The following is a 23,714-nucleotide window of genomic DNA, read 5'->3' as shown; positions in this document are numbered from 1 at the left end:
GATGGATGGAACCCGGAAACACCAACAGCTACACTTGATTTTTCGTAACTTTGTCACATGGATTCAGTGCGGCAACAGAAATATGCAAAACTCATTCAAAAAGAATTGGGGGAGTTGTTTCAAAGAGAAGGGCGAGGATGGTATGGTCCTCATTTTGTGACGGTGACAGGTGTCAAAATCACTCCGGATCTGGGACTTGCCCGCGTTCACCTGAGCGTTTTTAAGGCACCTAAGCCTCTGGAAATCCTCAAGAGCCTGAAGAAACATAAAACCGAAGTCCGACTCGAACTCGGTCGCCGTATCGGGAAACAAGCCCGAATTATCCCTGAACTCGAATTTTTTATCGATGATAGCCTTGACTATGCAGAGAAGATGGAGGCCATTTTTAAAAACCTGCATATCCCTCCCCCGGAAACGGAGCCGGAAGAGTAATCAGCTAGATCTCTTCTAAATTCTGACTTTCAGGTACATATAAAGGTTTTTCAGTTAACGGAGAATGCCATATATCCGCGTCTGCCCCCTTTTTATTACTTTCGCCCCCTATGCAATACGACCCTATTAAGCGAAGTCTGGGCAATGTTTTTAATAAATCTCCCTTCCTGCGTAAGCTCTTCTACCGTCTCCTTGATTTGCTGCTGCTTCGGGCATGGCATGTACATAAGGAATTGAAGGGATGGATGCGCAATGCTCCTGCCAACCCTCAAATTCTGGATGCAGGCGCGGGATATGGTCAGTATTCCTTCTGGATGAATCGTCGCATGCGGCAGGCAGATATCCTTGCGGTGGATGTGAAGGAAGAACAAGTGGAGGATTGTAACCGGTTCTTTACAGCGATTGGTTCAGGAAAAAAAGTGAATTTTATTGTAGGAGATCTGACGAAGTTCGTACAGCCGGACCGTTATGACCTTGCTATTTCTGTGGATGTGATGGAACATATACTGGAAGATGTGGAGGTGTTTAAAAATATTCATGCTTCATTGAAAAAAGGTGGGATGCTGTTGATTTCTACTCCCAGCGATCAGGGAGGTTCCGATGTGCACGATGATAGTGGTAGTTCATTTATTGAAGAACATGTGCGGGATGGCTACAACATTGTAGAAATTCAGGATAAACTCCGCCTCGCCGGCTTTGATAAAATTGAAGCCAGATACAATTACGGTTCCCCCGGAAAAATCTCCTGGAGGCTGTCGATGAAATATCCTATTCTAATGCTTGGTGCTTCAAAAGTGTTTTTTATCATTCTCCCTTTCTATTATCTGATCGCCTATCCGATCGCTTATGTGCTGAACTGGATGGATGTTTCAACACATCACCCTACCGGCACCGGACTCGTTGTGAAAGCCTGGAAATAATTCACATGAACCTGGCCTGGAAGATTGCCCGGCGATATCTTTTCGCAAAAAAATCACATCACCTGATCAATATTATCAGCTGGGTAAGTGTCCTCGGAGTGGCTGTAGGCACCTTTGGCCTTGTGGTCGTCCTCTCGGTTTTTAATGGTTTCGGTAACCTGGTGATGTCACTCTATAATTCCTTCGATCCGGATATTAAAATTACTCCGGCCTATGGAAAAACTTTTCCGGTTTCGGATAGCCTTCTCCGTGAGTTACACCAACGTCCTGAAATTGCCGGCATGACCTTCGTCCTGGAAGATAATGCTTTGTTAAAATATATGGATCGCCAGTATGTAGTAACGGTAAAGGGGGTGAGCGAATCCTTTTTACAGACCAGCGAAATCAGCAGTAAGTTGCTGGATGGCGAAGCCGTGCTCGAGAGTGGTGATCGTGATTTTATGATCGCAGGCGCTCAAATTGCCTACGCGCTCGGAGCTCGTCCCAATGATCCGTTACACAGTGTGCAGGTATTTATGCCACAGAAAGGAATTGATCCCGGACTCGCCTCCATAGATCCTTCTTCCGCCTTCGCACAACGGTCTATTTTAATCAGTGGTGTATTTGGTGTGCAACAGGATTTTGATGCTAAGTATGTGTTGGTCCCTCTGCGTTTTATTCAGGAGATGACAGGAGATTCAACCGGGCTCTCGGCAATGGAAATTAAATTGAAAGAAGGCGTGGATGCAGAGGAAGCCAGAGAAAATCTGGAAACGTTTTTTGGAAAATCTTTTGTGGTGAAAGACAGGCTCATGCAACACGACTTCCTGTATAAGATTATTAAGTCGGAGAAAGTAGCGGTCTATATCATTCTTGGATTTATTCTGCTCATCGCCGCCTTTAATCTTTTTGGCACATTGACAATGCTCATACTCGATAAGCGCGATGACCTGCAAACGCTGTTTTATATGGGTGCAGATTTGAAAATGGCACGACAGATATTTCTCCTCGAAGGTTTGCTGATTTCGGTGGGAGGAGCAATGGTGGGGATGATAGCCGGTGGAATAATCTGCGCCATTCAACAATATTTTGGTGTGATTAAGATTGGTGGAGGAGAAGGCTTTGTGGTGGAAGCGTATCCTGTGGCGATGCAGGCCGGAGACTTTGCCCTCGTCATGCTCATCGTATTTTCCATCGGCTTTGCTGCCGCCTTCTATACTTCGGGAGTTATTGTTACCCGGTTGTCAGATGTAAGACTTAAAAATAAATGAAATTCTATTTATTACGTAGTATCTAATGGCCGGCTGGAAACCCTTTGCTGCCTTGATTGCTATTTGTTTCCTCTGGGGAACGACGTATCTGGCTATTAAAATCGGAATGGATGATCATTTCCCGCCATTTTTATTTTCAGGGTTACGCTTCGTGATATCAGGTATCATCATCCTCCTGTTCTATTTGCCACGAAAAGAAAAAATGCTTCCTTCAAAGCAGGATTTCAAACGAATGTTGATCAGCGGTATTTTTATTTTCATGGGAGGGAATCTGCTATTGGTGCTGGCAGAACAATCTGTTCCAAGTGGTTTGGCAGCATTGGTGAATACAGCTTTTCCCCTGTGGATTGTCATTATCACCCGCCTCTGGAATCCCGGCGAGAAAACACCCCGAATGGTACTGGCCGGAATATTAATCGGATTATTAGGACAATGGTTGATTTTCTATGATCATATCTTCCTGCTCGGAAATACGGTTTATACCGGCGGCTTGCTCTTGTTGATTTGGGGTGTGATCAATGGTGCGCTTGGTAGCGTGCACATGAAAAAGTACCCGATTCATTCCAATCCTGTCCTTACCGGCGGATGGCAAATGCTGATCTGTGGAAGCATTACCACCGTTATAGGAATTTATTTGGAAGAATGGCCGCAGTTGCCCGGGGAAATGAGCGGCTGGTGGTCGATGATGTATTTGATCGTAGCGGGATCTGTTCTTGGCTACAGTCTTTTCGTATATGCCCTCCGTTATCTTCCGGCCCAACAGGTTTCCGTGTATGCATACGTCAATCCCATCGTAGCAGTTTTCCTAGGATGGCTCCTTCTACAGGAAACGATCAACGAAAAATCGATCCTCGCCATGGGCATCACCATCACCGGGGTGTTTCTTGTCAATAGAGGTATGCAGAGGTCGTAGTGACAGGTCGTGACCTGTCATCTGTCCCATCGATATGACAGGTCGCGACCTGTCATCACACACGTATCACGTGTCCCATCACACACGTCTCACGTGTCCCATCATCATGACAGGTCACGACCTGTCACTACGATTCCAAACTTCTTTTCGCTTCCCAAAAATATTTCATCGGTACAAGGAGCATTCCGAAGCATTCGCCTTCCTCTTTACCGAGATGTTTGTGGTGTACTTTATGTGCCTTCCGCAGCGCACGCATGTAGATATTGTTTGTTCTGCGAAAAAGACGAAATCGCTGATGAATAAAAATATCGTGAACGAGAAAATAGGCGAGACCATATGCCGCTATGCCAATGCCAATAAATAATCGCACATCAAAGCCATTCATTACACCCAGAAACATCAGGATGGCACTTGGAATAGCAAAAATCAAAAAGAACGCATCATTTTTTTCAAAGAATCCGGGCTCCGGCTGATGATGGTCTTTGTGCAGCACCCATAATAATCCATGCATAACATATTTATGCGTGAACCAGGCAACAAACTCCATGATGAAGAAGGTGGCTACCAAAGCGAGAATATTTACCATCGATGTCATTCTAATTTATTTTATTAATTATTTTATTAAGTACAGGAGTGAGTAGTAATTCCGATAGAACAAATGTAGGAAGGATTTGTTTAATTTAAGACCCCGAATATTGAATTCCTCCTTTGGTCACCACGCATTTCAGTGGTTTATTAATTAAAATGAATTCGTTAGACCAGGCCTCAGCGGTTTGGGCTAATTGCACCAAAAATTAAAAATCAACTATAGCCGCCAATCGTGAACAAAAGTTCCCATCCTAATAGACGTTGTCATTAATAAAACCGCTTAACTTAGAAAGGTTATTTCCCGAAAAGACCTTTCACAGAATTTAAGAGGTCGTCTGCTTTTCCCCCTCCTAATGATGAAAGAATTCCATCCATATTAAAACTACTGTCGTTGGGATCATTTGTTTTTTTAACGAGGCGCTGCATCACTATTGGTATCATCTGCTGCACCATTTGAGCGGCTTGCGGAGAGGAAACATTGAATTTAGTGACTAATTGTTGTTGAACCACACTGCTGATTTGTCCGACGATCGGATTGTTTTCTCCGGTATTTTTAAACATTCCTGATAACGCATCCGCATTCCCACCTGAAAATTGACCTTTCAGGACTTCAAAAATACCACCGGCTGTTTCAGAGATTGCGGCCTCGTTTTTTTCATTGGGAATGGCTGGATTATTTATGATCGCCTCCCCGGCATGTTCTTTTACGAGTAAAATGAGTTGGTCCAGCATGATTTTATTGGTGCTTTTTTATGTTATTCGGCAAGTTTTTTCTCTACATTTTTCAACCAGTCTGTTCGTTGGTTCTTCCAGCTTTCCATAAAAGCTTCAGGTAATAAATTGCTTTCAAAATATTTCAATTGCTGAACAAATGTATTTTTATCCTTACAGGAAGATAAAATTTTATGCCATTCCGGCGAATTGGCAGTCCACTCCGGTTTAAAGTACTTAGAAGGGAGGTGATTTGCTATCATGCTTAGTAATAAAGTCGATTGTTTAAAAGTGTTTTTGTTTTCACCATTATTCAACCATGAATTATATGCACCTGACCAAGCTGTGGTATAAGATTTAGAAGAAATATTTTGAAGCAGATCATTTAATAATTTTACATAAGTCAACTGGCCTTCTGTGGATAATTCCATTGGAATAGCTTCCCCTTCCACTTGGGCAAAAGAAGGAGTTATACAGGAGATTACTATGGCAACTAAGAGAAGCTGTTTTTTCATATTCAGGTATTTTCTACCTCAATAATACTGATTTTACACTTGTTTAGCAAATATTTCAGCTGTTTTAATAATGATGAATACTTTTTCCGAAATTTGTCGTTATGACTATAAAATTTATAAGAATGCAAAAGATATTGAGTTTCATAGCGATAGTTTCCATGTTTTCCCTTTTCTCCTCCTGTAAAAACAATGCACAAAAGCCTTTTGGGAAAGATCCTGCACTGGAAGGGAAACGCTGGGTGATGACAGCTATGAATGGAGTCGCACTAACATTGCCTGCCGACAGTAAGGCCATTGACCTCGTTTATGATGGTAATAGCAATACATTTGGTGGATATGCAGGTTGCAATCAAATGAACGGAATGTACACCACCGGGGAAGAGAATATGATCCGCCTGCATAAAATGGCAGTAACAGAAATGGCTTGTCCCGATATGACCTTTGAACAAAAATACCTGGAGATGATCGATAAAACCACCAACTACAAGTTAACCCGCAAAAAGCAAGGTAAAGAAACCCTCGAATTTCTCTACCTGTACATCGATAAAACCGAGGTCGCCACCTACAAAGCCGAACCGTTGAAATAGGTCACTTGATTTTTCTTACCACCTTTTTCCATCTTCATTCCAATCAGATCATTCGTTTATTTCGCTTTTCGCAATTCTCGTACCTTTTCGTATCTTGCCTTTCGCTCTCCCCTTTATAAACTTCAGGCGATGCATATACTATTTTTAAATACATTAATATTTTTTAAGGAACGCAGATGACGCTGATTTTTTAGGATTTTCGCGGAATTGATTACGGAAGTTCAAACAACTTTCATATCCTCTCGTACCTGCCTGCCGGCAGGCAGGTTTCCCCTTTCGCAATTTTCGTATTTCGCCTTTCGTAACTTTTCGTATTTCGCTCTCCCTACAAATCCTTTAAAAGGTTATCAACTTCACTCTCCGTACTTCTCAACTTCTCCCTGCAAAGTCGTATCAGTTCTGACGCGCGTTTTACATGTTTTGCCAGTGTATCCACACCCGTTTCGCCGCGTTCAAGTTCTTCGAGGATTTCTTCGAGTTCGGCTTTTGCTTTTTCGTAGCTGAATTTTTCCGCCATGGTTATTTTTTATTTACAATAGATTGAAGTTCTCCCTGCTGAAGAACAGTAGTGATCCTGTCGCCATCCTTTACATCTTCCGGATTACTGATGGCTTTGCCGTTGTATAAAGTATAACTATACCCTCTGCGTAATACTTCTGCCGGATCCAGCAGGCGTACCGTCGCTTCGTTATTTATTAATTCCTGTTCGTTGCTTTGTAAGAAGGAGGTGATACCATTTTTTAAGCGTGATGTTATTTCTTCAAGTGCAGCAGTCTCTAAATGTCGAAAAAGCAGCAATTCCTTTTTCAGGTTTTGGTGAAACTGTTCGACCGTATGTTGTTCGTGAATGAGTCGACCCTGTAGTAAATGTTTTAAGGAAAATGCGGATTGATCCAGTGTTCGTCCTGCCTTCGAAAGATCAAGCCGGACGCTGCTGCTGAGGCGATGCGTCGAAGTAGCGACATATTCCTGCTCGTAGCGAAGTATCTCTTCCGCCATTTCACGTATCTGTTGCCAATAGGACTCAGTTGTTCCTTCGAAAGCAGATTGATGCTCAATGAGGAAATTAGCTACATCGGTGGGCGTCATGCGGTCGGTATGTGCCACTTCATCTACCACGCTTTTATTGGCCTGATGTCCGATACCCGTGATAACAGGCAAGGGAAATCTGGCGATGCCCGCTGCCAGCAGGTAATTATTAAAACATTCCAGACTGGATGCACCGCCACCACCGCGGACAATGACCACCGCATCAAAATCCTTTACCGGCAATTCGGTTTTAATATGACTGAGTTTCGTCAGGATATCTCCCGCAGCCAAATCGCCCTGCAATAAAGAAGTGTATAGGGTAAGATGAAACGTATATCCGTAAACGTTAGTATTTAGCCGTGTTACAAAATCTTCATATCCTTTAGAATCTTCTGCAGAAATAACGGCTATCCGTTGCAGTGATACCGGTAAATCGAGCGATTTATTCCGTTCAAGTAATCCTTCTTTCCGTAATCGTTCTATGGTCTGACGGCGCTCCATCTCCAATTGCCCCAGCGTAAAAGCCGGATCAATATCCTGGACCACCAGACTCATTCCAAACCGTTCGTGGTATTGCACCTCCACTTGCAGCAACACTTGCATCTGTTCCCGCAAAGGAGTGCCGGTAGTCTTCACAAAGCGTGGATGAATCCTGTCATAAGTACCGGCCCAAATGATCCCGCGGAATTCCGCTTTGGGTGTACTCCCCATCTCATCCTTCTCCACCAATTGCAGGTAACAATGTCCCCTGCTGATTTTAAGCCCCACAATCTCCGCCGTCACCCAATACCGCTCCCCGCTAAAATGCATTCTGAAAATCCCGGCTACGATGGCGGAGAGTTCAGAGAGTTTGAGGATATTAGGGGTGGTATTCACTCTGCGAAGATAATATTCCTTCGGGTAATTTCTAATACAAGCCGGTATGATGTCGCCGGAGTGAATGTGAATGAATTTATCTTTTAAGATATAGTGGATTTTTGCATCTTTGTTAATTGAATGTAGTTTATGGAAAATCTTTCGGGGAAAATGCACTTCCCAATAAGATTATTTCTAAGAATACAAGTACATTTAAATGATAAACCATGAAATGGTATCAACAAATATTAATCGGAATTTATAGTCTTGCAGCAATCTATTTCCTCTATCAGGGTATCTTGCATTTGATAGCGTATGTTTTGAATAAATCCAACGGGCAACAGGATTCATTTTTTGAAACAGGCAGGTTGCTCACTGTCGGTGGTGTTCTATCCTTCTTTGCAGTAGGGGCTTATTATTTTGTAAAGAACCCTTCTGAAGGAACAGTTGGTTCATTCCTCCTTTACTTTCCTTTGGTAATACTTTTGGTTTTTGTAATTTGGACGATCATTCTGATGATTTCCTCCGGAGGACGATGGAATTGATCCCTCTTGATTTAGATTCTAAACACTAATTGAAAAGAAAGAAAATATGTTTATCGCAAAAATGTTATTCTATGGAATGTTTGGAATTTGTTGTCTGCTGTCGTTGTATTTTTTCCTGAGTCCGGTTAATAATATATTATACCACCCCTTTGTCAGAACATCAGAAAATGTAATATTTTTAATTGCGGCATTGGTGCTTTCCGGTGGCTTGTATTGGTCTTATCAAATCGTTCAGGGAGCAGAAAAATACTGGAATGGTTTCGGAGTAATGGTGCTGGGATTAATCATTTCTATTTTAATAATTTTAATTGGATTATTGTTTTTCAATGGCCCTCTAAAATGGAATTGAAATGAGTTTTATAATAAAATTACTGTATTATTTTCTACTGTTCATGACAAGCGTGCTTTCAGTCTTCTACTTGTACACAGCTATTTTTAAGCGACATGTAGGCGAAAATCCCTACTTCCTTAAGGAATTTATGGGGGTGGCTTCATTAGCCGTACTATGGTTTTTATATAAAGCCTATCAAATGGGGGAGCTCAATGAAAAATATTATCAGGGATTAGGATGTATATTGAGTTCCTGGTTGTGCTGGGTTGTGGTGATCGGAATTGCATTACTCATACACTACGTGCGCTTCCGGTAACTCATCACCGCCCAGCCATTCAACACTACCGCGAAGATCCCGATGATGCCCAGATGTCTGGCGATATCATTTAATCCACTACCCTTCAGCACCACCATCCGCATCACTTCAATAAAGTAGGTGACCGGATTAAACCAGGTAACTACTTGCGCCCATTTTGGCATGCTGTCGATGGAAGTATACAATCCCCCCATGAGGATAAATATCATCATAAGAAAGAAAGCAATGAGCATAGCTTGTTGTTGTGTTTGTGCAATGGTAGAGATGAGCAAGCCCAGACCCAGCACTGCCAGGAGGAAAACGGAGGCAAACAGATAGATCAATCCTATGTTTCCAACGGGGATAATGCCATAAAAAATCCGGGAGATGATTAATCCCAAAGTGAGTACGATCATGCCCATGACCCAAAAAGGAATCAGCTTGCCGAGGATAAAGTGATGTTTGCGTATAGGCGTAACGTTTATCTGTTCAATCGTACCCACTTCTTTTTCTTTCACGATGTTTAAAGCAGTAAGGAATGCACCGATCATGGTGAGTAATACCACCAGTATGCCCGGCACCATGAAGAGTTTATAATTCATGTGGAGGTTGTACCAGTTTCTGGGCATGACTTCTACACGGGGAATCTCATCGAATTTCGGAAACCGGATCCATTGTGTTCGCACCTCCTGATTGTAATCGCGCAAAATAGTATTCAGATAAGCCGCTCCCAAATTGGCCCGCATCCCGTTGATGGCATTCACCGCAACAAATAGCTTCGCTTCATTTTCCCGTACCAGGGTTCTTTCAAAACCGGCAGGAATTTCCAGAATGATATCGCTTCGATCATGCTCTACATCTTCCAGCGCTGCTTTGTAATTGTCGTGATAGCCACTTAGCAAAAATGAGCCTGAAGAAGTTATTTTTCGAATCATCTCCCTCGAATACGTGGAATGATCCTGATCAATGACAGTAATGTTTACATTTCTGATTTCATAATCGGCCACCTGTGGTAAAATGATAAGTTGTATCACGGGCATTATAAACATCATGCGCAAGATGGCCGGGTTCCGGAAAATCTGCCGGAATTCTTTCTGCAATAAAAACCGAAGGCTGCGCATTTCAGGTAGTGGCTAATCGAATGTTATATTTTTTAATACTCAAAGTCAGATAAGCAATGGTCATCACAAGGAGCACCACCACTTCTTTCCAGATGATGCTGATGCCAACACCTTTTATCATCACCGCTTTGACAATGTAATAGTACCATTTTGCTGGCACCAGGTTCGACATAAACTGCAGCGGTGGAGGCATGTTTTCAATGGGAAACATAAATCCACTTAACATGAGTGTGGGGAGAAATAATCCCATAAGTGAAATGAGCATCGCCGTTTGCTGACTCGCAGTGATGGAGGAGATGAGCATGCCCAGAGATAGACTGGTGACCGTGAAAAGTAAACTCAGCAAGACCAATAGCACGATACTACCGGTTATGGGTAACCCCAAAACAAAAACACTCAACAAGAGAATGCTGGCAATATTGATGGCCGAGAGCAGCAGGTAAGGAGTACTCTTGGCAAGAATCACGAGAACGGGTTGTAACGGGGAAACCAGTAACACTTCCATCGTACCGGTTTCTTTTTCTCTGACTATTGCAATGGATGTCATCAGCGTACATACCAACATCAATACCATAGCCATGACTCCCGGTACAAAATTGTAAGCCCCTTTTAGCTGTGGATTATATAGCATGCGGATTTCAGGAATAATCGTATAGGGCAGTTTTTTTCCTTCATTGATGTCGTTTTGGAAGTCGCCGGTAATAGCCTGAATGTAGTTGGTTAATGTAGTGCCCGTGTTGGGATCAGAAGCATCGGCAATGATTTGTACTTGTACTTTATTCTGATGTTTAATATTCTCGCCAAAGTTTTCCGGAATGACTACCACCAGTTTAATGAGACCTCGCTTGAATGCAGCATCTGCCTGATCAGCGCCACTTAGTTGCTCTTCAATATCAAAATAGCGACTCGCTTCAATACGCTGAATGAGCGATTGGGAAGATGCATCACGACTCAGGTCGACGATGGCGATGCGGGAATTTTTAATTTCATTGGTGAGCGCAAATCCGAAAATGAAAATTTGTACAATAGGCAATCCGAATAAGATGAAGAGCGTTTTCTTATCTCTCCAGATATGAAACCATTCTTTTTTGACGAAGGCAAGGAATTGTTCTTTCATATCAGTCGGCTTGTCGGGTGGCGTTGCGGGCGAGTTGCAGGAAGACATCGTTCATTGTGGGTGCAGTGAACTGTTGCTTAAGCGCAGAAGGTGTTCCCAATGCAGCAATACTTCCATCAACCATAATGGATACCCTATCACAGTATTCTGCTTCATCCATATAATGGGTGGTGACAAAGATGGTTGTTCCCTTTCTTGCAGAAGCATAAATCATCTCCCAGAATTCCCTGCGTGTGAGCGGATCTACACCACCGGTAGGCTCATCCAGAAATACTACTTTGGGCTCATGGATGATGGCAATACTAAACGATAGTTTTTGTTTCCAACCCAACGGCAGCGATTTAACCAGCTTTTTCTTTTCATGCTCCATTTTAAGTTCTTGAAGTAATGAAGCACTTTTGTCCCTGATCTCCTGATTGCTCAATCCATAAATACCGGCATAGAAGGTAATATTTTCCATAACAGTCAGGTCTTCGTACAAAGAAAATTTCTGGCTCATATATCCAATATTTTTCTTGATAGCTTCCGGTTGATGAGACACATCGTAACCTGCAACACTTGCACTGCCGGAGCTGGGCTTACTCAACCCGCAAAGCATGCGCATAGCAGTCGTCTTGCCTGCACCATTCGCTCCGAGAAATCCGAAAATCTCCCCGCGACTTACCGTGAAGCTGATTTGATCTACTGCAGTGAATGCGCCAAACGTCTTCGTGAGCTGCTCAGCGGTGATGGCATATTCCTGATTGTTTCCTTTTTCCAAAGCGTGTTCGATCTTTTTTACCGTTTTAAATTATACTTGCATTTCATAGATAAAGCAATCTTCAATATCCGCGTTCACTCTTTTTATTTCAGTGTTCAGTGGTGCTTGCAAAGCAGTCCGTAATAAATCCTCTGTCATTGTTTCATCTTGCGCAACTACATGATGATATTCGCCGAATGGATATGCATTTTGTATGCCCCGTGTTTCTTTTAACAAGTGAAGCAGGCTATACATGTCCTCTCCCTTTACAGCATATAGCGGTCGGTTGAAATTTTGGATGATATTTTCTGGCGTATCAATTTTTAAAAACCGACCTTCCTGCATTAAGGCTACCCGGTCACAGAGTGAAGCTTCGTCCATATAGGGTGTAGAAACAAGGATGGTGATGCCCTGCTCTTTTAATCGCTTTAACATTTCCCAGAATTCTTTTCGGGATACCGCATCGACACCGGTGGTAGGCTCATCCAGAAAGAGTACGGAGGGTTTATGGATGAGTGCACAACAAAGCGCCAGCTTTTGTTTCATCCCACCAGATAGTTTTCCTGCCGGTCGATCCGCGAAAGGAGCCAGTTGTTCGTAGATATCTTTAATCAGGTGATAATTTTCTTTAACGGTTGTTCGGAAAATAGTCGCGAAAAAATTCAGATTTTCTTCTACGGATAAATCGTGGTAGAGCGAGAACCTGCCGGGCATGTATCCGACGCGTTGCCGGATCTTTTGATAATCTTTAACTACATCGCAGCCATCTACACTTGCCGTTCCTTCATCTGCAAGAAGCAAGGTCACAAGGATCCTGAACAAAGTGGTTTTTCCAGCACCATCCGGACCAATAAAGCCAAATAACTCTCCTTTATCAACAGAGAAAGAGAGAGGCTGGAGGGCTTCCACTACCTCCTTCCCGTTTTTATAGGATTTTCGGATATTCGTTGCTGTTATGGCTTTCATTTTATTTGGCGAATTGTCGTATCATTTTAATCACTGAAACTTTACCTCTCCGTACATTTCAATTTTGATAGTCCCGTCATTTTTTACCTTTATCCTTGTGGCATATACCAGATGCGCCCGCTCTTCCTTGGTTTGAATGGTTTTGGGAGTGAATTCCGCTTTATCGCTGATCCAGGTGATCGTACCTTCCGACTCTTTGTATCCATCGTTTCCGTTGTCAACTAATACTTTTACTTTTTGTCCGATTTTAACCAGGGGTAGTTGATCTCCACTTAAATATGCCCGAAGAGTCAGCGTGGAGATATCCGCAATTTTGTAAAGGGCTTTACCCGGTGCTGTGGTTTCTCCCGCTTCTGCATAGTTCGTTAATACAGTGCCGGTAGTTGGATTCAGGATTCGGGCTTTGTTTAACTGATCCTCCAGTTGGGCTTTTCTTTTTTCCAGCGGCAACTCTTCGCTGAGAATACCACGATTTTGTGTGTTGATGCTGGTCTTTTGTTGCTCGAGTTGTCGTTCGGTGAGCAGTAGTTGTTGCCGTGCTAAGGAAACTTGGGTTTCCAGATCATCCAATTGTTTGATGGTAGCGGCATCTTCTTTTACGAGAAGGGCTATTCTGTTTTTTTCCCGTTCTGCTGCCTGTAATTGCGTACGCTGCACTTCCATTTGCTGCTCGAGTGTCCGGAGATAAGGCTGAATGTCGGATGTTTTCTGTTGCAAAGCTCCGATGCTTGCTTCCACCTGTTCCCTTTGTAATTTTAATGCTGTTGTGTCGATGATGGCCGCTAATTGTCCCTGTTGCAGGAGGCTGCCTTCAGTAGCGTTCATGACCAGAATGCGTCCGGAAGTTTCCGAAGAGACGATGATTTCATCCGCCTCAAAGGTACCTGAAGCATCAAAATCGCCATTGCTGTTGTTGCAGCTGTTCAGCAGAATTCCGGAGAGAAGGAGATAGATATATTTTTTCATGGTTAGAAGAATCAGGGATGTTCAATGTAATCGTTATAATCGAGTTGTACCTGGAGTAATTGTAAGTTATGCAGGAGTTGCATCTGCCTCGCCTGATCTGCTGCATTCACTTCGCGCAGGTAATCAGAGGAAGTGATGACACCATTGTCCAGTTGGGCCTTAGAAGCTTTCATAATCTCTTCGCGTAATGAAATTATTGCTGCATCATCTTTCAACAGCAACCGGTATTTTTGGATATCATTTCGGTATTGCTCAACCGTTATATTGGCGTTGAGAAGATACATCTCCTTCTGCACCTGGATAGAACTGCGTTGGAGGGTGTTTACCTTTCTTTCCGCTCCCAAACTATAGAGGGCACCCAGGTTCCAGTTCAGTCGTGCACCTGCTATGTAGAACCATTCGAAGCTGTTCTGCAACATATTTAGTCCCGGCCGGCCATAACCGCCTTGAGCAAACAAACTCAAACGGGGAAGACTTTTACTTCCTAGTAGTTTCTTTTGTGATTCGGCCAAACTATCTTGTGCCATAAATAGTCCTAATTCCGGTCGCTGAATCGTAAATGAAAGTGGGTTAGTGGTAATTACTTCCGGACGAATAAATTGCACGCGCTCTTCATACGTCTTTCCGGTAAAAAGGGAAAGTGATTTTAAAAGTGCAATTCTGGTACTTTTTAGCTCATTGCGGCGTTGATTATTTTTCAGTTCTTCCGCTTGCAATTGCGCAAGTTGTGAACGAAAGGCGGTTCCATTTCTTACTGCGGCATCCATACGTTTAATGCCTGCCTGCAGATCTGATTCCACGAGATCGGTTTGACGAATTTGCTCATCCATCATCAGTACACCAAGGTAAAATTGTCGCACCCGTTCCCGCATCTTTTGCATCTCTACATTGATCTTTCCCTGTTCCACCTGCGCACTCGCCCGTTGAATCTGCTTTTGGTTGTTGATATTTCCGCCATCGTATAGGATCTGACTTACGTCTGCAACAATTTTATATTGGTCCTTGTCAAGAGGTTTAATCGATACGCCGGGTAGAGGTAGGGTGAATGGCAATGAAGTCACCTCCGACTGATAACTCGCCTGACCATTGATATTTAGTTGCGGGAGGTAGGCTCTGTTCAGCGCGGCGAGACTAAAATGCCGGCTTTCTTCAATAAGATTCCGTTGACTGACCAGTGGATAGTGCGCCATAGCTTCTTGCAAAATAGTTTCCAGTGGAACAGTCTCCTGCGCAGGGAGTCCTGTGGTATACAGGCAAAGGAGAAACAAGAGTTTTTTCATCGTGTTAATTATTTACCGGGATTTCAATAGCGAGTTTTATAAATAGCATTATACTTTGTTTACGTTGAGACATCAGTTCCTGGAATTCACGGTCAGCCATCAACGTTAGACGTTGCAGCATGGGTCGTGAAGCGAAAGGAAAGACAGTCATACTCATCACGTTCATCCATAATTCCCGTGGATTCATGGTGCGGATTTTACCTTCGCGCATTTCATTGGCAATTTGTTGCAGGAAGCGGGCGAAGGGAGGTTCTCCGGGTAGTTTATTCATGAATTTTTCAAAAAACCGTTCGGGATCGCGGTGAATTTCAGTCAGGACAAACAGGGGAAGATCCGGCTTCTCCATCAGCAGGGAAAGATGTGCCTCCACATACTGCTCTGTTTTTTCTAATACGCTGCCTTCACCGGAAAAGATGGAATGCAGTTTAGGAATAAATTCAGCGAAAGCATCATTGAACACCAACTCAAACAAAGACTCTTTGTTCTTATAGTAATAGTGCAACAAGGCTTTATTCATCCCGGCGGCATCGGCAATACTTTGCATCCTTGCTCCATTGAAGCCACCACGAATAAATTCGCTCCTCGCAGCGGCCAGAATTTTATCACGACTTTTAATATCAGGTTCTTTCTTATCCAAGTGGTTTAACCGTTTGGTTAACAAAGGTAGTGTATCGTTGGTAATGGATTTCAGTTTTTGAGCAATATATTTGTAAATAATTGAAATTCAATAATATTAATTTAACCGTTTGGTTAATTATGAATCACTATATGCTCTTATTGGAGAAAATTTTCAATATTATTTTTAAAAATCTCATGAAAGAATTGATGGACTTTCAGGGGAAAAGAAAAGCCCTCTCTAAGTACAGAAGTTGGTGGAATAATAACCAATAAGCCTATTTATAAAAATGAGAACTTAAGATCGGGAATAAAAAAGCCGTTCCACAAAGGAAACGGCCCAACTACTTTTTTAGAGGTAGTACTATTTTCTATATGCATTAACAAACTTATAAGTTGAGCCCACCTTTTCCCAAATGATGGTAGCAACTTCCAAATTAGCTTGATTCCAGGTAGAAGGGATAGCCATTTTAAACGTTTGATCAAAGGTACTTCCCGCAGTATTTCCAGAAGTAATCTCCGTTCCCCATGTAGTAGAAGAAGCACTGCCTCTCAATACATGATGATGTGCTACTGTTCCGGTTTGACCGGTTTGAACAGACATAACCCCATCTTCAATTACATAAGCACCGATATAATATTTGCTCGTAGCAGGCATATCCTGGAAGAATTGAACTTTAGCTGTAATTGTTAAAGTGTCATTTTCAATCTTCGTATTATAACCGGAGTTTACCATTACTGTGGCATTGACATGACGATTGATTTCAGCAACAACAGAATCTTTAGTTAGGCTTGTATAAATACCACCTGTACCGGAGAATTGTGTTTTTTGTTTGCCATTGGCACAGAAGTCAGGCCACCCGGAAGATGGCGAGAAAGCAGTCTTTAAAGCACCGGCAGTAGCATTATACATACCTGATGAAGTAGAAGCATAAGTTCCCATTAAAACGGCATTGGTTTCAATAAGAGCAATGATGTCCGTATTCAATGTCCAACCCCATTGACCACAAGGGCCACACCATGTTGCAGTGAGTTTGTTATATAAGCCCATGTTCTTTTCAACTACAGTTACACCGGTCGTACCACCGCCACCACCACCACCGGTAGGAGTTCCACTGTTGTCGTCATCTTTTTTACAGCCCATAAATGAGATAGCCACTATTGCTGCGAATGCTAATAATTTTTTCATAATTAAGTTATTGATAGGGTTTGAAGATACTAAGATAAACATTTTTTAATAACACCTTAGCAAATTCAAAAATATTTGAGGGAATTTGGTCAAATTGTACAATGAAGTGGTACTTTTTACCACTTTTTGACGATAATTTAGCCGAATGGAACCTCCTAAATGGATAGATATTACTACCGGGATTCAAGAATCCACCCCCGTTTGGCCGGGAGATCCTGCTCCTATTATCACTCTGTTGGCATCACATGAAGCAGGAGATGATTACCAGCTTTCAGAAGCCTTTTTTGGCCTCCATACCGGGACGCATATTGATGCCCCCTTGCATTTTATACCCGGGGCCAAGGACATTACATCACTTTCCATAGAGAAGATGCTGGGCAAAGTACGTGTACTGGACGCCACAGACTGCAAGATCATCACAGCAGAATGGCTCAGCAATAAAGAAATTCAGCAGGGAGAACGTCTTATTTTTAAAACCCTGCATTATCCGCTGAAAACAGCTGTGAATTACAAGGAGAAGTTTACTGCTCTGGAGTTGTCGGCAGCCCTCTTTCTCGCAGGACTGCGTATTCAATTGGTTGGGATTGATGGCTTATCGATTGCCGTCAGTCAATACCTGCGAGAGGTACATGTCGCTCTTTTAGGGAATGAAATTATTATCGTGGAGAACCTGAATCTGGAAGAAATTGAAGCAGGCAGATATGAAATGATTTGCCTTCCCATCAAAATTTCAGGTGCTGAAGCTGCACCGGCAAGGGTGTTGCTCAGGAGAATTCCCTGATAAGTGGTTCAATTTTACCGGGATGGGACCCGAACAACAATTTTTCGAACTCGAATTTATAATCTGCTTCTCAGCCAATTCGGAACGAGTTTCACTGCAAAGCCGACGATCCACCAGCGCGGTTTAACATATGCGATACCTTTTTTATGGAGAATCGCTTTATAAATTAATTGAGCTGCATGATGGGTGGAGGTGCTCCAGAATTTCTTCTTGTCACTGGTCATTTCTGTGTCCACAAATCCGGGTCTGATGTCTGTTACATAGAGGGGAAGTTTGGAACGGTGGGCCTTTTGTCTTAACGCTTCCAGATAGTTAATCTGATAACCCTTCGCTGCCGTATAAGCAGGAGTAGTTCTGAATCCAAATAACCCGGCCACCGAACTGATCCCAACTAAATGCCCGCTTCCTTGCTTGAAAAAATATCGATATCCCCAGTCCACCACCTCAGTACAACCAAGCACATTTACTTTGTTTGCGGGATTCTCCACGGTATATCCTATATCCTTGTTCAGATGACCAATCCCGGCACTGAAAACCAATAGATCCATTCCGCCTAATTCGTTCACCAAATTGTTTATTTCACCGGAACAGTTTTCCTTGCCACAGTCGATAAACCTGATAATAAGATGTTGAGGATTTTTATCTTTCAGCGAGGAGAGATCATCTCTCTCAATTCCCGACAACCCCACCTTATAATTTTGCTCAAGAAGAAGTTCAACAAGGGCCTTACCAATTCCGGAAGTTCCTCCAACTACAATGGCTTTTTTCATAGATAATATTCTGCAAAAAAACCTCAGTTTAAAGGAATTCTGGTTTTTGCAGTTGACTTGGCAGTACCCGCATTCAGTGGTGGTCTCACCAGGAATCTCTGCCTTCGCCGAGGCTACGGCAGACAAGCCTGCCTGCCGGCAGGCAGGGAACCTGGATCTAGTGGTCTCACCAGGAATCGAACCTGGATCTAGAGTTTAGGAAACGCCTATTCTATCCGTTGAACTATGAGACCAAATTTTTAAGAACTATTTAACTTTCAAAGAAGACATTTAAACTCACCAATCCAAAAAGGAGGGCCTCGCCCTCCGTAGCTTTAGCGTTGGAGGGCCTCGTCCACCGAAGCTTTAGCGTAGGTGGTCAAAAATAATCATTCTAACCCAATCCCATAATCACTCTATTTAGTACTGACTGCCCAAAAGAGCTAAGAAAATGCTATGATTTATGGTGCCATTGTTTGCCTATGTAACTTAAATTGCAATCCGGTATAGCTTTAGACCCGATATTTGCAACGAAGCATGAGCATGAACAGAGTAGTAGCCCCCCATAGTTTAGGCCTTAAAGCGAACCGGCATCAGTTTTTACTGCTGGTGCTGATCAATGCTTTTGTTGGTGGGATGGTGGGACTGGAGCGGACTATTCTTCCGCAGATAGCCGAACAGGAGTTTCAAATTGCAGCCAAATCAGCCATTTTTTCTTTTATCGTTGTGTTCGGAATCGTAAAAGCTTTCGGAAATTATTTATCAGGATATTTTTCTGAACGAATTGGTAAGAAGAATCTGTTAATCATCGGCTGGATATTTGGCTTGCCCGTTCCATTTATTCTGATGATGGCCGACAACTGGAACTGGATCGTGGCGGCTAATGTTTTTCTGGGGATCAATCAGGGTTTGGCCTGGTCCACAACGGTGATGATGAAAATTGATCTGGTGGGAGAGAAGAATCGCGGTCTTGCGATGGGTTTAAATGAATTTGCAGGTTATCTCGCAGTGTCTGTCGCTGCATTTCTAACAGGGTGGATAGCCGCAAATTACGGATTACGTCCGGCACCATTTTATATGGGAGTTGGCTTTGCCGTTGCAGGACTCTTGCTCACTGTATTTTTTGTTAAAGATACGCGTCATCATGTAGCAGCGGAAGCACAGGTAAATACCACAGAGCGACTCAAAAACGTGTTTATGGATACCACTTTTCGTTATAAAAATCTGAGTTCAATTACTCAAGCGGGACTGATCAATAACCTCAACGATGGAATGGTGTGGGGGATGTTGCCGGTCTTGCTTTTTACAAAAGAATTCTCGCTCGCAGATATTGGTTTAATCGTTGCCGTTTACCCTGCAGTATGGGGAATTGGACAGCTGCTAACAGGAAAGATGGCGGATTTTTTTTGTAAGAAGAGTATGCTTTCCTGGGGGATGATGCTCCAGGGGCTTGCTTTATTGATGTTGGTATTTATCAGCACTAAAGGTGGATTTATATTTTTAATGGCGCTCTTAGGATGGGGTACAGCGATGGTCTATCCTTCCTTCCTCGCTACCGTGGCGGATAATACGCATCCTAAAGATCGCGCAAAAAGTATGGGCATCTTTCGGTTATGGAGAGATCTCGGCTATGCAATCGGTGCGATTCTTACCGGTTTTTTAGCAGATGCTTTTGGAATAGATAGTTCGATACTTGCTGTAGCATTCCTTACACTTGCTTCCGGATATGTAATTGAAAAGCGAATGTCCTGTAAAACCGAGTCGATGAAAATTACGCCATGGATTTTATCTCTCTTTAATAGAAGCAGGAAAAAGGGCAATTCCCGGCACTCTTGTGTTTCTACCGCTACCTGAATTGATTTTATAGCCCTGATTAATAACATTTTAATAAAAATTTAGAAAAATTATTTGCTTTTGCATTTATATATATCGTAATATTGCGATCAATATAATAAAACAATGGGCGTTTCTAAATCAGATGAATTTACCTTAAAGGATAACCGCATTGCGACTTTTGCGAAAGCGCTGGCGCATCCGGCACGAGTGGCGATTCTGCAGTTGCTTATAAAACGTCAGGCCTGTATTTGCGGAGATATCGTGGAGGAATTGCCCCTCTCTCAGTCGACAGTATCCCAACACCTCAAGGAACTGAAGGCAGCAGGTTTGATCAAGGGCGATATAGAAGGCACTAAAATATGTTATTGTATTGATGAAGAACAGTTCGAAAAGGCGGTGAAGGAAATGAGTGGATTACTGGAAAGTTATCGTACTTCAAAAATAAAATGTTGCTAAAAAAATTTAAGTTTAACCATCGTAAAAATACGATATAAAAAAGAGAAAAGATGAGAACAAACGAAGAAGTAAAAGAAATGGTGAAGCAAAAATACAGTGAGATTGCATTGCAGGATAAAGAATCCAATGCTTCTTCCTGCTGCGGTGCCACTTCTTCCTGCTGTGGTGATGAAGTGTATTCGATTATGTCGGATGATTATTCAGCATTGAAAGGGTATAATCCGGAGGCGGATCTGGCTTTAGGCTGTGGACTACCCACCCAGTCTGCAAAGATTAAGAAGGGAGATACCGTCATTGATCTGGGTAGTGGTGCAGGAAATGATTGCTTCATTGCACGATATGAATGCGGCGCAGAAGGGAAAGTAATTGGTATCGATTTCACTGACGCCATGATTAATAAGGCTCGGGAAAACACAGAAAAACTGGGATTTAATAATGTAGAATTTCGTCTGGGAGATATTGAGAAATTACCTGTGGGTGGGAATAAGGCAGATGTCATTGTAAGTAATTGTGTGTTGAATCTTGTTCCTGACAAGGAAAAAGTATTTAAGGAAATGATCAGAGTGCTGAAGCCGAAAGGGCATTTCTCGGTTTCTGATATTGTGCTGGTAGGAGAGTTACCCGATAAATGGAAGGAGACCGCTGAAATGTATGCCGGCTGTGTTTCGGGAGCTATACAGAAAACGGACTATATCGGTTTTGCAAAGCAGGCGGGATTTAAAAACCTGACCATTCAGAAAGAAAAAATCATCACGATACCGGAAGATATACTGGGGAGATATTTCAGCAAGGAAGAAATTGCGAATTATAAAAACTCCGGTACAGGCATCTACAGCATAACCCTCTACGGTGAAAAACCGGAAACCTGCTGCGAACCGGGATGCTGTGATTAATAAATTTGTATTAAAGGCAAATAACTACCGGCTTCTGGCTGCTTGCCTTTTTTCAAGCAGAGTCGAAATCTATAACTTTATAGACTATATCGTCAGTAAAATGGCCTATTGAAAAACGGAACCCTGAAGGGGTTCAACATCACAAACCCCGGATCTTATCCGGGGTTTAACGACCCACCCACCCCCAACCCTGAAGGGGTTGAATATTGAAATATCATGCATAGAAAAAATTAGCTGGAATGGAAAATCAATTCACTCTCATCTGCGATGCTTTGAATCTGACGAGATCTCCTGAAGCAGAATCGCGAAAGGCGATACCTTGAACCTTAAACTTTGAACCTTAAACCTTTCCCGTTAGCACAAATCCCGATAGCTATCGGGAGACGGGATCACATCGCCTGCGTGCGCAGAGCGAGTGAAAACTTTGAACCTTAAACTTTAAACCTTCAAAATGCAGATAAAGCTAAAATTCCTCGATCGTTATCTTACTTTATGGATTTTTCTCGCCATGGCACTTGGTGTGGGAATCGGTTATTTTTTTCCGGGGTTCTCCGCAGTGATTAACTCTTTCTCCTCAGGGTCAACAAATATTCCGCTGGCAATGGGTTTGATTTTAATGATGTATCCTCCCCTTGCTAAAGTGGATTATTCATTGTTGCCCATGGCTTTTAAAGATAAGAAGTTGATGTCATTGTCGCTGCTGTTGAATTGGGTGATAGGACCGGTGTTGATGTTTGTCTTGGCGATTGTCTTTCTCAGAGATGAACCCGATTATATGGTTGGATTAATTTTAATCGGACTTGCCCGATGTATTGCGATGGTGATTGTTTGGAATGATCTGGCCGGTGGGAGTAAGGAGTATGGTGCACTTCTGGTGGCCTTGAACAGCATCTTTCAGGTGATTACCTATAGCTTTTACGCCTGGCTTTTTATTAATGTAATGCCGGCCTATTTAGGTTTAGGCAATTTTAATATTTCAGTGCCGATGGATCAGGTGGCAGAGAGCGTTTTTATTTACCTGGGGATTCCTTTTTTAGCAGGATATCTGAGTAGAAGATGGCTGGTGAAAATAAAAGGCATCGACTGGTATAACCGAAAGTTTATTCCACGTATCTCTCCCATTACCCTCTACGCCCTCTTGTTTACCATTGTGTTGATGTTTAGTTTGAAAGGAGATAAAATTCTCGAACTTCCGTTTGATGTGCTAAAGATCGCTATCCCCTTGCTTATTTACTTTGTGCTCATGTTCTTTATTAGTTTTTTCATTGCCAAATCCATGGGTGTTTCCTACGAAAGGAATGCTGCGGTATCCTTTACAGCGACAGGAAATAATTTTGAACTCGCCATCGCTGTGGCTATTGCCGTGTTCGGTTTACATTCCCCTCAGGCATTTGCTGGAGTAATTGGTCCGCTCGTAGAGGTGCCGGCATTGATACTTCTTGTAAAAGCTTCCCTATATCTTAAAAAGAAATACTACTTATGAAAAATATTCTTGTTCTATGTACGGGCAACAGTTGCCGCAGTCAGATCGCAGAAGGTTATCTTCGACATTTCGTCGGCGATAAAGCTAACGTTTACAGTGCGGGCATTGAAACACATGGTGTAAATCCCCGCGCCATCGCTATTATGAAAGAAGATGGAATCGATATCTCCACACATACTTCCAATCATGTAGATGAATACATGAATATTGAATTTGATCTCATCCTAACGGTATGCGATAACGCAAAAGAAAATTGTCCGTACTTTCCATCGAAAGCGAAACGGTTTCATTACAATTTTCCGGATCCTGCGAAAGCCATTGGAAGTGAAGAGGAGATCATGGCTGAATTCAGAAAGGTGAGAGAGATGATAAAAAATTATTGCAGGGAATTTATTGCAACCCATCTTTAATGGCACTTTTCTCTTATAAAAGTGATTTTTTTCAGGCTTTTGAATATTATTTCATTAATTGTTGTGCCATTATTGTAAAAGCCTTTGTTCATCTGGAATATTATGCGTAGGTTTCGGTAAGATTTCAAACACGTAAACATAT

The 23,714-nt window shown here is 42.5% G+C and carries 28 protein-coding genes and 1 tRNA gene; 14 read left to right on the top strand and 15 right to left on the bottom strand.

The annotated features are described in order from the left end of the window. Positions 1-57 precede the first annotated feature (57 nt). The 4 genes from rbfA (at position 58) to IPJ86_05125 (ending at position 3,515) form a co-directional block, all read left to right on the top strand. On the top strand, positions 58-432 hold the full coding sequence (gene rbfA / locus IPJ86_05140) for a 30S ribosome-binding factor RbfA (protein MBK7886697.1): 375 nt from the start codon (positions 58-60) through the stop codon (positions 430-432). Between the two features lie 110 nt (positions 433-542). Further along, positions 543-1,352 carry a class I SAM-dependent methyltransferase gene (locus IPJ86_05135; GenBank protein ID MBK7886696.1) on the top strand — a complete coding sequence of 270 codons (810 nt, stop codon included), beginning with the start codon at positions 543-545 and terminating at the stop codon, positions 1,350-1,352. A 5-nt stretch (positions 1,353-1,357) separates the two neighbouring features. Next, on the top strand, positions 1,358-2,602 hold the full coding sequence (locus IPJ86_05130) for an ABC transporter permease (GenBank protein MBK7886695.1): 1,245 nt from the start codon (positions 1,358-1,360) through the stop codon (positions 2,600-2,602). A 25-nt stretch (positions 2,603-2,627) separates the two neighbouring features. After that, a complete protein-coding gene (locus IPJ86_05125) occupies positions 2,628-3,515 on the top strand; it encodes an EamA family transporter (GenBank protein ID MBK7886694.1) in 888 nt (295 codons plus the stop codon). Between the two features lie 127 nt (positions 3,516-3,642). On the opposite strand, the gene IPJ86_05120 is transcribed toward IPJ86_05125, so the two are convergent. The 3 genes from IPJ86_05120 to IPJ86_05110 form a co-directional block, all read right to left on the bottom strand. Beyond that, complete coding sequence (locus tag IPJ86_05120) at positions 3,643-4,110, bottom strand: sterol desaturase family protein (GenBank protein ID MBK7886693.1); 468 nt, start codon at positions 4,108-4,110, stop codon at positions 3,643-3,645. Positions 4,111-4,397: 287 nt separating this feature from the next. Next, the gene (locus IPJ86_05115) at positions 4,398-4,835 is read right to left on the bottom strand and encodes a hypothetical protein (protein ID MBK7886692.1); all 438 of its coding nucleotides are present in this window, start codon (positions 4,833-4,835) and stop codon (positions 4,398-4,400) included. Between the two features lie 23 nt (positions 4,836-4,858). Further along, the gene (locus tag IPJ86_05110) at positions 4,859-5,329 is read right to left on the bottom strand and encodes a hypothetical protein (protein ID MBK7886691.1); all 471 of its coding nucleotides are present in this window, start codon (positions 5,327-5,329) and stop codon (positions 4,859-4,861) included. A 122-nt stretch (positions 5,330-5,451) separates the two neighbouring features. Here IPJ86_05110 and IPJ86_05105 point away from each other — a divergent pair, with 122 nt between their 5' ends. After that, complete coding sequence (locus tag IPJ86_05105; GenBank protein MBK7886690.1) at positions 5,452-5,916, top strand: META domain-containing protein; 465 nt, start codon at positions 5,452-5,454, stop codon at positions 5,914-5,916. A 325-nt stretch (positions 5,917-6,241) separates the two neighbouring features. On the opposite strand, the gene xseB is transcribed toward IPJ86_05105, so the two are convergent. Beyond that, a complete protein-coding gene (gene xseB / locus IPJ86_05100) occupies positions 6,242-6,433 on the bottom strand; it encodes an exodeoxyribonuclease VII small subunit (protein MBK7886689.1) in 192 nt (63 codons plus the stop codon). Between the two features lie 2 nt (positions 6,434-6,435). Beyond that, the gene (gene xseA, locus IPJ86_05095; GenBank protein MBK7886688.1) at positions 6,436-7,821 is read right to left on the bottom strand and encodes an exodeoxyribonuclease VII large subunit; all 1,386 of its coding nucleotides are present in this window, start codon (positions 7,819-7,821) and stop codon (positions 6,436-6,438) included. 206 nt (positions 7,822-8,027) lie between these two features. Between xseA and IPJ86_05090 the strand changes: the two genes are divergently transcribed. The 3 genes from IPJ86_05090 to IPJ86_05080 are packed head-to-tail and all read left to right on the top strand — an operon-like array spanning position 8,028 to position 8,992. Continuing rightward, positions 8,028-8,345, top strand: a complete 318-nt coding sequence (locus tag IPJ86_05090) for a hypothetical protein (protein MBK7886687.1) — start codon at positions 8,028-8,030, stop codon at positions 8,343-8,345. Between the two features lie 46 nt (positions 8,346-8,391). Next, entirely contained in the window at positions 8,392-8,694 is a 303-nt protein-coding gene (locus IPJ86_05085; GenBank protein MBK7886686.1) for a hypothetical protein, read from the top strand. Position 8,695: 1 nt separating this feature from the next. Continuing rightward, positions 8,696-8,992 carry a hypothetical protein gene (locus IPJ86_05080; protein ID MBK7886685.1) on the top strand — a complete coding sequence of 99 codons (297 nt, stop codon included), beginning with the start codon at positions 8,696-8,698 and terminating at the stop codon, positions 8,990-8,992. Here IPJ86_05080 and IPJ86_05075 read toward each other — a convergent pair. The 8 genes from IPJ86_05075 to IPJ86_05040 all read right to left on the bottom strand — a co-directional run bounded on the left by IPJ86_05075 (position 8,974) and on the right by IPJ86_05040 (position 16,964). Beyond that, positions 8,974-10,092 (bottom strand): ABC transporter permease, encoded by a 1,119-nt coding sequence (locus IPJ86_05075; protein ID MBK7886684.1) that lies wholly within the window; start codon positions 10,090-10,092, stop codon positions 8,974-8,976. The two genes, IPJ86_05080 and IPJ86_05075, sit on opposite strands and share 19 nt — an antisense overlap. Before the next feature lies 1 nt (position 10,093). After that, positions 10,094-11,209 carry an ABC transporter permease gene (locus IPJ86_05070; protein ID MBK7886683.1) on the bottom strand — a complete coding sequence of 372 codons (1,116 nt, stop codon included), beginning with the start codon at positions 11,207-11,209 and terminating at the stop codon, positions 10,094-10,096. 1 nt (position 11,210) lies between these two features. Then, on the bottom strand, positions 11,211-11,981 hold the full coding sequence (locus tag IPJ86_05065) for an ABC transporter ATP-binding protein (protein ID MBK7886682.1): 771 nt from the start codon (positions 11,979-11,981) through the stop codon (positions 11,211-11,213). A gap of 18 nt (positions 11,982-11,999) precedes the next feature. Next, entirely contained in the window at positions 12,000-12,914 is a 915-nt protein-coding gene (locus IPJ86_05060) for an ABC transporter ATP-binding protein (GenBank protein MBK7886681.1), read from the bottom strand. Positions 12,915-12,944: 30 nt separating this feature from the next. Then, on the bottom strand, positions 12,945-13,880 hold the full coding sequence (locus tag IPJ86_05055) for an HlyD family efflux transporter periplasmic adaptor subunit (GenBank protein ID MBK7886680.1): 936 nt from the start codon (positions 13,878-13,880) through the stop codon (positions 12,945-12,947). A gap of 11 nt (positions 13,881-13,891) precedes the next feature. Next, positions 13,892-15,160 (bottom strand): TolC family protein, encoded by a 1,269-nt coding sequence (locus tag IPJ86_05050; protein MBK7886679.1) that lies wholly within the window; start codon positions 15,158-15,160, stop codon positions 13,892-13,894. 4 nt (positions 15,161-15,164) lie between these two features. Then, positions 15,165-15,797 (bottom strand): TetR/AcrR family transcriptional regulator, encoded by a 633-nt coding sequence (locus IPJ86_05045; protein MBK7886678.1) that lies wholly within the window; start codon positions 15,795-15,797, stop codon positions 15,165-15,167. A 342-nt stretch (positions 15,798-16,139) separates the two neighbouring features. Then, complete coding sequence (locus IPJ86_05040; GenBank protein MBK7886677.1) at positions 16,140-16,964, bottom strand: Omp28-related outer membrane protein; 825 nt, start codon at positions 16,962-16,964, stop codon at positions 16,140-16,142. 145 nt (positions 16,965-17,109) lie between these two features. Here IPJ86_05040 and IPJ86_05035 point away from each other — a divergent pair, with 145 nt between their 5' ends. Next, complete coding sequence (locus IPJ86_05035; protein ID MBK7886676.1) at positions 17,110-17,745, top strand: cyclase family protein; 636 nt, start codon at positions 17,110-17,112, stop codon at positions 17,743-17,745. 56 nt (positions 17,746-17,801) lie between these two features. On the opposite strand, the gene IPJ86_05030 is transcribed toward IPJ86_05035, so the two are convergent. Continuing rightward, positions 17,802-18,515 carry an SDR family NAD(P)-dependent oxidoreductase gene (locus IPJ86_05030; GenBank protein MBK7886675.1) on the bottom strand — a complete coding sequence of 238 codons (714 nt, stop codon included), beginning with the start codon at positions 18,513-18,515 and terminating at the stop codon, positions 17,802-17,804. 161 nt (positions 18,516-18,676) lie between these two features. After that, positions 18,677-18,748: transfer RNA gene (locus IPJ86_05025), tRNA-Arg, on the bottom strand. A gap of 289 nt (positions 18,749-19,037) precedes the next feature. Here IPJ86_05025 and IPJ86_05020 point away from each other — a divergent pair. From IPJ86_05020 to IPJ86_05000, 5 genes are all read left to right on the top strand, one after another. Then, positions 19,038-20,348, top strand: coding sequence for an MFS transporter (locus IPJ86_05020; protein ID MBK7886674.1), 1,311 nt, complete (start codon positions 19,038-19,040; stop codon positions 20,346-20,348). A 105-nt stretch (positions 20,349-20,453) separates the two neighbouring features. Further along, a complete protein-coding gene (locus tag IPJ86_05015; protein MBK7886673.1) occupies positions 20,454-20,786 on the top strand; it encodes a winged helix-turn-helix transcriptional regulator in 333 nt (110 codons plus the stop codon). A 50-nt stretch (positions 20,787-20,836) separates the two neighbouring features. Continuing rightward, positions 20,837-21,679, top strand: a complete 843-nt coding sequence (locus IPJ86_05010) for an arsenite methyltransferase (GenBank protein ID MBK7886672.1) — start codon at positions 20,837-20,839, stop codon at positions 21,677-21,679. A gap of 451 nt (positions 21,680-22,130) precedes the next feature. Next, positions 22,131-23,162, top strand: coding sequence for an ACR3 family arsenite efflux transporter (gene arsB, locus IPJ86_05005; protein ID MBK7886671.1), 1,032 nt, complete (start codon positions 22,131-22,133; stop codon positions 23,160-23,162). After that, positions 23,159-23,572, top strand: a complete 414-nt coding sequence (locus IPJ86_05000) for an arsenate reductase ArsC (protein MBK7886670.1) — start codon at positions 23,159-23,161, stop codon at positions 23,570-23,572. The genes arsB and IPJ86_05000 overlap by 4 nt, the downstream gene beginning before the upstream one ends. Positions 23,573-23,714 lie beyond the last annotated feature (142 nt).

This window comes from Bacteroidota bacterium, assembly GCA_016713925.1.
Taxonomy (GTDB): domain Bacteria; phylum Bacteroidota; class Bacteroidia; order AKYH767-A; family OLB10; genus JAJTFW01.
This window is presented reverse-complemented; position numbering and strand designations above follow the sequence as displayed.

What these genes read in the sequence shown, in the direction of transcription:
- rbfA (MBK7886697.1), top strand. Translation starts at nt 58, where the DNA reads ATGGATTCAGTGCGGCAACAGAAATATGCAAAACTCATTCAAAAAGAA.
- IPJ86_05135 (MBK7886696.1), top strand. Translation starts at nt 543, where the DNA reads ATGCAATACGACCCTATTAAGCGAAGTCTGGGCAATGTTTTTAATAAA.
- IPJ86_05130 (MBK7886695.1), top strand. Translation starts at nt 1,358, where the DNA reads ATGAACCTGGCCTGGAAGATTGCCCGGCGATATCTTTTCGCAAAAAAA.
- IPJ86_05125 (MBK7886694.1), top strand. Translation starts at nt 2,628, where the DNA reads ATGGCCGGCTGGAAACCCTTTGCTGCCTTGATTGCTATTTGTTTCCTC.
- IPJ86_05120 (MBK7886693.1), bottom strand. Translation starts at nt 4,110, where the DNA reads ATGACATCGATGGTAAATATTCTCGCTTTGGTAGCCACCTTCTTCATC.
- IPJ86_05115 (MBK7886692.1), bottom strand. Translation starts at nt 4,835, where the DNA reads ATGCTGGACCAACTCATTTTACTCGTAAAAGAACATGCCGGGGAGGCG.
- IPJ86_05110 (MBK7886691.1), bottom strand. Translation starts at nt 5,329, where the DNA reads ATGAAAAAACAGCTTCTCTTAGTTGCCATAGTAATCTCCTGTATAACT.
- IPJ86_05105 (MBK7886690.1), top strand. Translation starts at nt 5,452, where the DNA reads ATGCAAAAGATATTGAGTTTCATAGCGATAGTTTCCATGTTTTCCCTT.
- xseB (MBK7886689.1), bottom strand. Translation starts at nt 6,433, where the DNA reads ATGGCGGAAAAATTCAGCTACGAAAAAGCAAAAGCCGAACTCGAAGAA.
- IPJ86_05090 (MBK7886687.1), top strand. Translation starts at nt 8,028, where the DNA reads ATGAAATGGTATCAACAAATATTAATCGGAATTTATAGTCTTGCAGCA.
- IPJ86_05085 (MBK7886686.1), top strand. Translation starts at nt 8,392, where the DNA reads ATGTTTATCGCAAAAATGTTATTCTATGGAATGTTTGGAATTTGTTGT.
- IPJ86_05080 (MBK7886685.1), top strand. Translation starts at nt 8,696, where the DNA reads ATGAGTTTTATAATAAAATTACTGTATTATTTTCTACTGTTCATGACA.
- IPJ86_05075 (MBK7886684.1), bottom strand. Translation starts at nt 10,092, where the DNA reads ATGCGCAGCCTTCGGTTTTTATTGCAGAAAGAATTCCGGCAGATTTTC.
- IPJ86_05070 (MBK7886683.1), bottom strand. Translation starts at nt 11,209, where the DNA reads ATGAAAGAACAATTCCTTGCCTTCGTCAAAAAAGAATGGTTTCATATC.
- IPJ86_05060 (MBK7886681.1), bottom strand. Translation starts at nt 12,914, where the DNA reads ATGAAAGCCATAACAGCAACGAATATCCGAAAATCCTATAAAAACGGG.
- IPJ86_05055 (MBK7886680.1), bottom strand. Translation starts at nt 13,880, where the DNA reads ATGAAAAAATATATCTATCTCCTTCTCTCCGGAATTCTGCTGAACAGC.
- IPJ86_05050 (MBK7886679.1), bottom strand. Translation starts at nt 15,160, where the DNA reads ATGAAAAAACTCTTGTTTCTCCTTTGCCTGTATACCACAGGACTCCCT.
- IPJ86_05040 (MBK7886677.1), bottom strand. Translation starts at nt 16,964, where the DNA reads ATGAAAAAATTATTAGCATTCGCAGCAATAGTGGCTATCTCATTTATG.
- IPJ86_05035 (MBK7886676.1), top strand. Translation starts at nt 17,110, where the DNA reads ATGGAACCTCCTAAATGGATAGATATTACTACCGGGATTCAAGAATCC.
- IPJ86_05030 (MBK7886675.1), bottom strand. Translation starts at nt 18,515, where the DNA reads ATGAAAAAAGCCATTGTAGTTGGAGGAACTTCCGGAATTGGTAAGGCC.
- IPJ86_05020 (MBK7886674.1), top strand. Translation starts at nt 19,038, where the DNA reads ATGAACAGAGTAGTAGCCCCCCATAGTTTAGGCCTTAAAGCGAACCGG.
- IPJ86_05015 (MBK7886673.1), top strand. Translation starts at nt 20,454, where the DNA reads ATGGGCGTTTCTAAATCAGATGAATTTACCTTAAAGGATAACCGCATT.
- IPJ86_05010 (MBK7886672.1), top strand. Translation starts at nt 20,837, where the DNA reads ATGAGAACAAACGAAGAAGTAAAAGAAATGGTGAAGCAAAAATACAGT.
- arsB (MBK7886671.1), top strand. Translation starts at nt 22,131, where the DNA reads ATGCAGATAAAGCTAAAATTCCTCGATCGTTATCTTACTTTATGGATT.
- IPJ86_05000 (MBK7886670.1), top strand. Translation starts at nt 23,159, where the DNA reads ATGAAAAATATTCTTGTTCTATGTACGGGCAACAGTTGCCGCAGTCAG.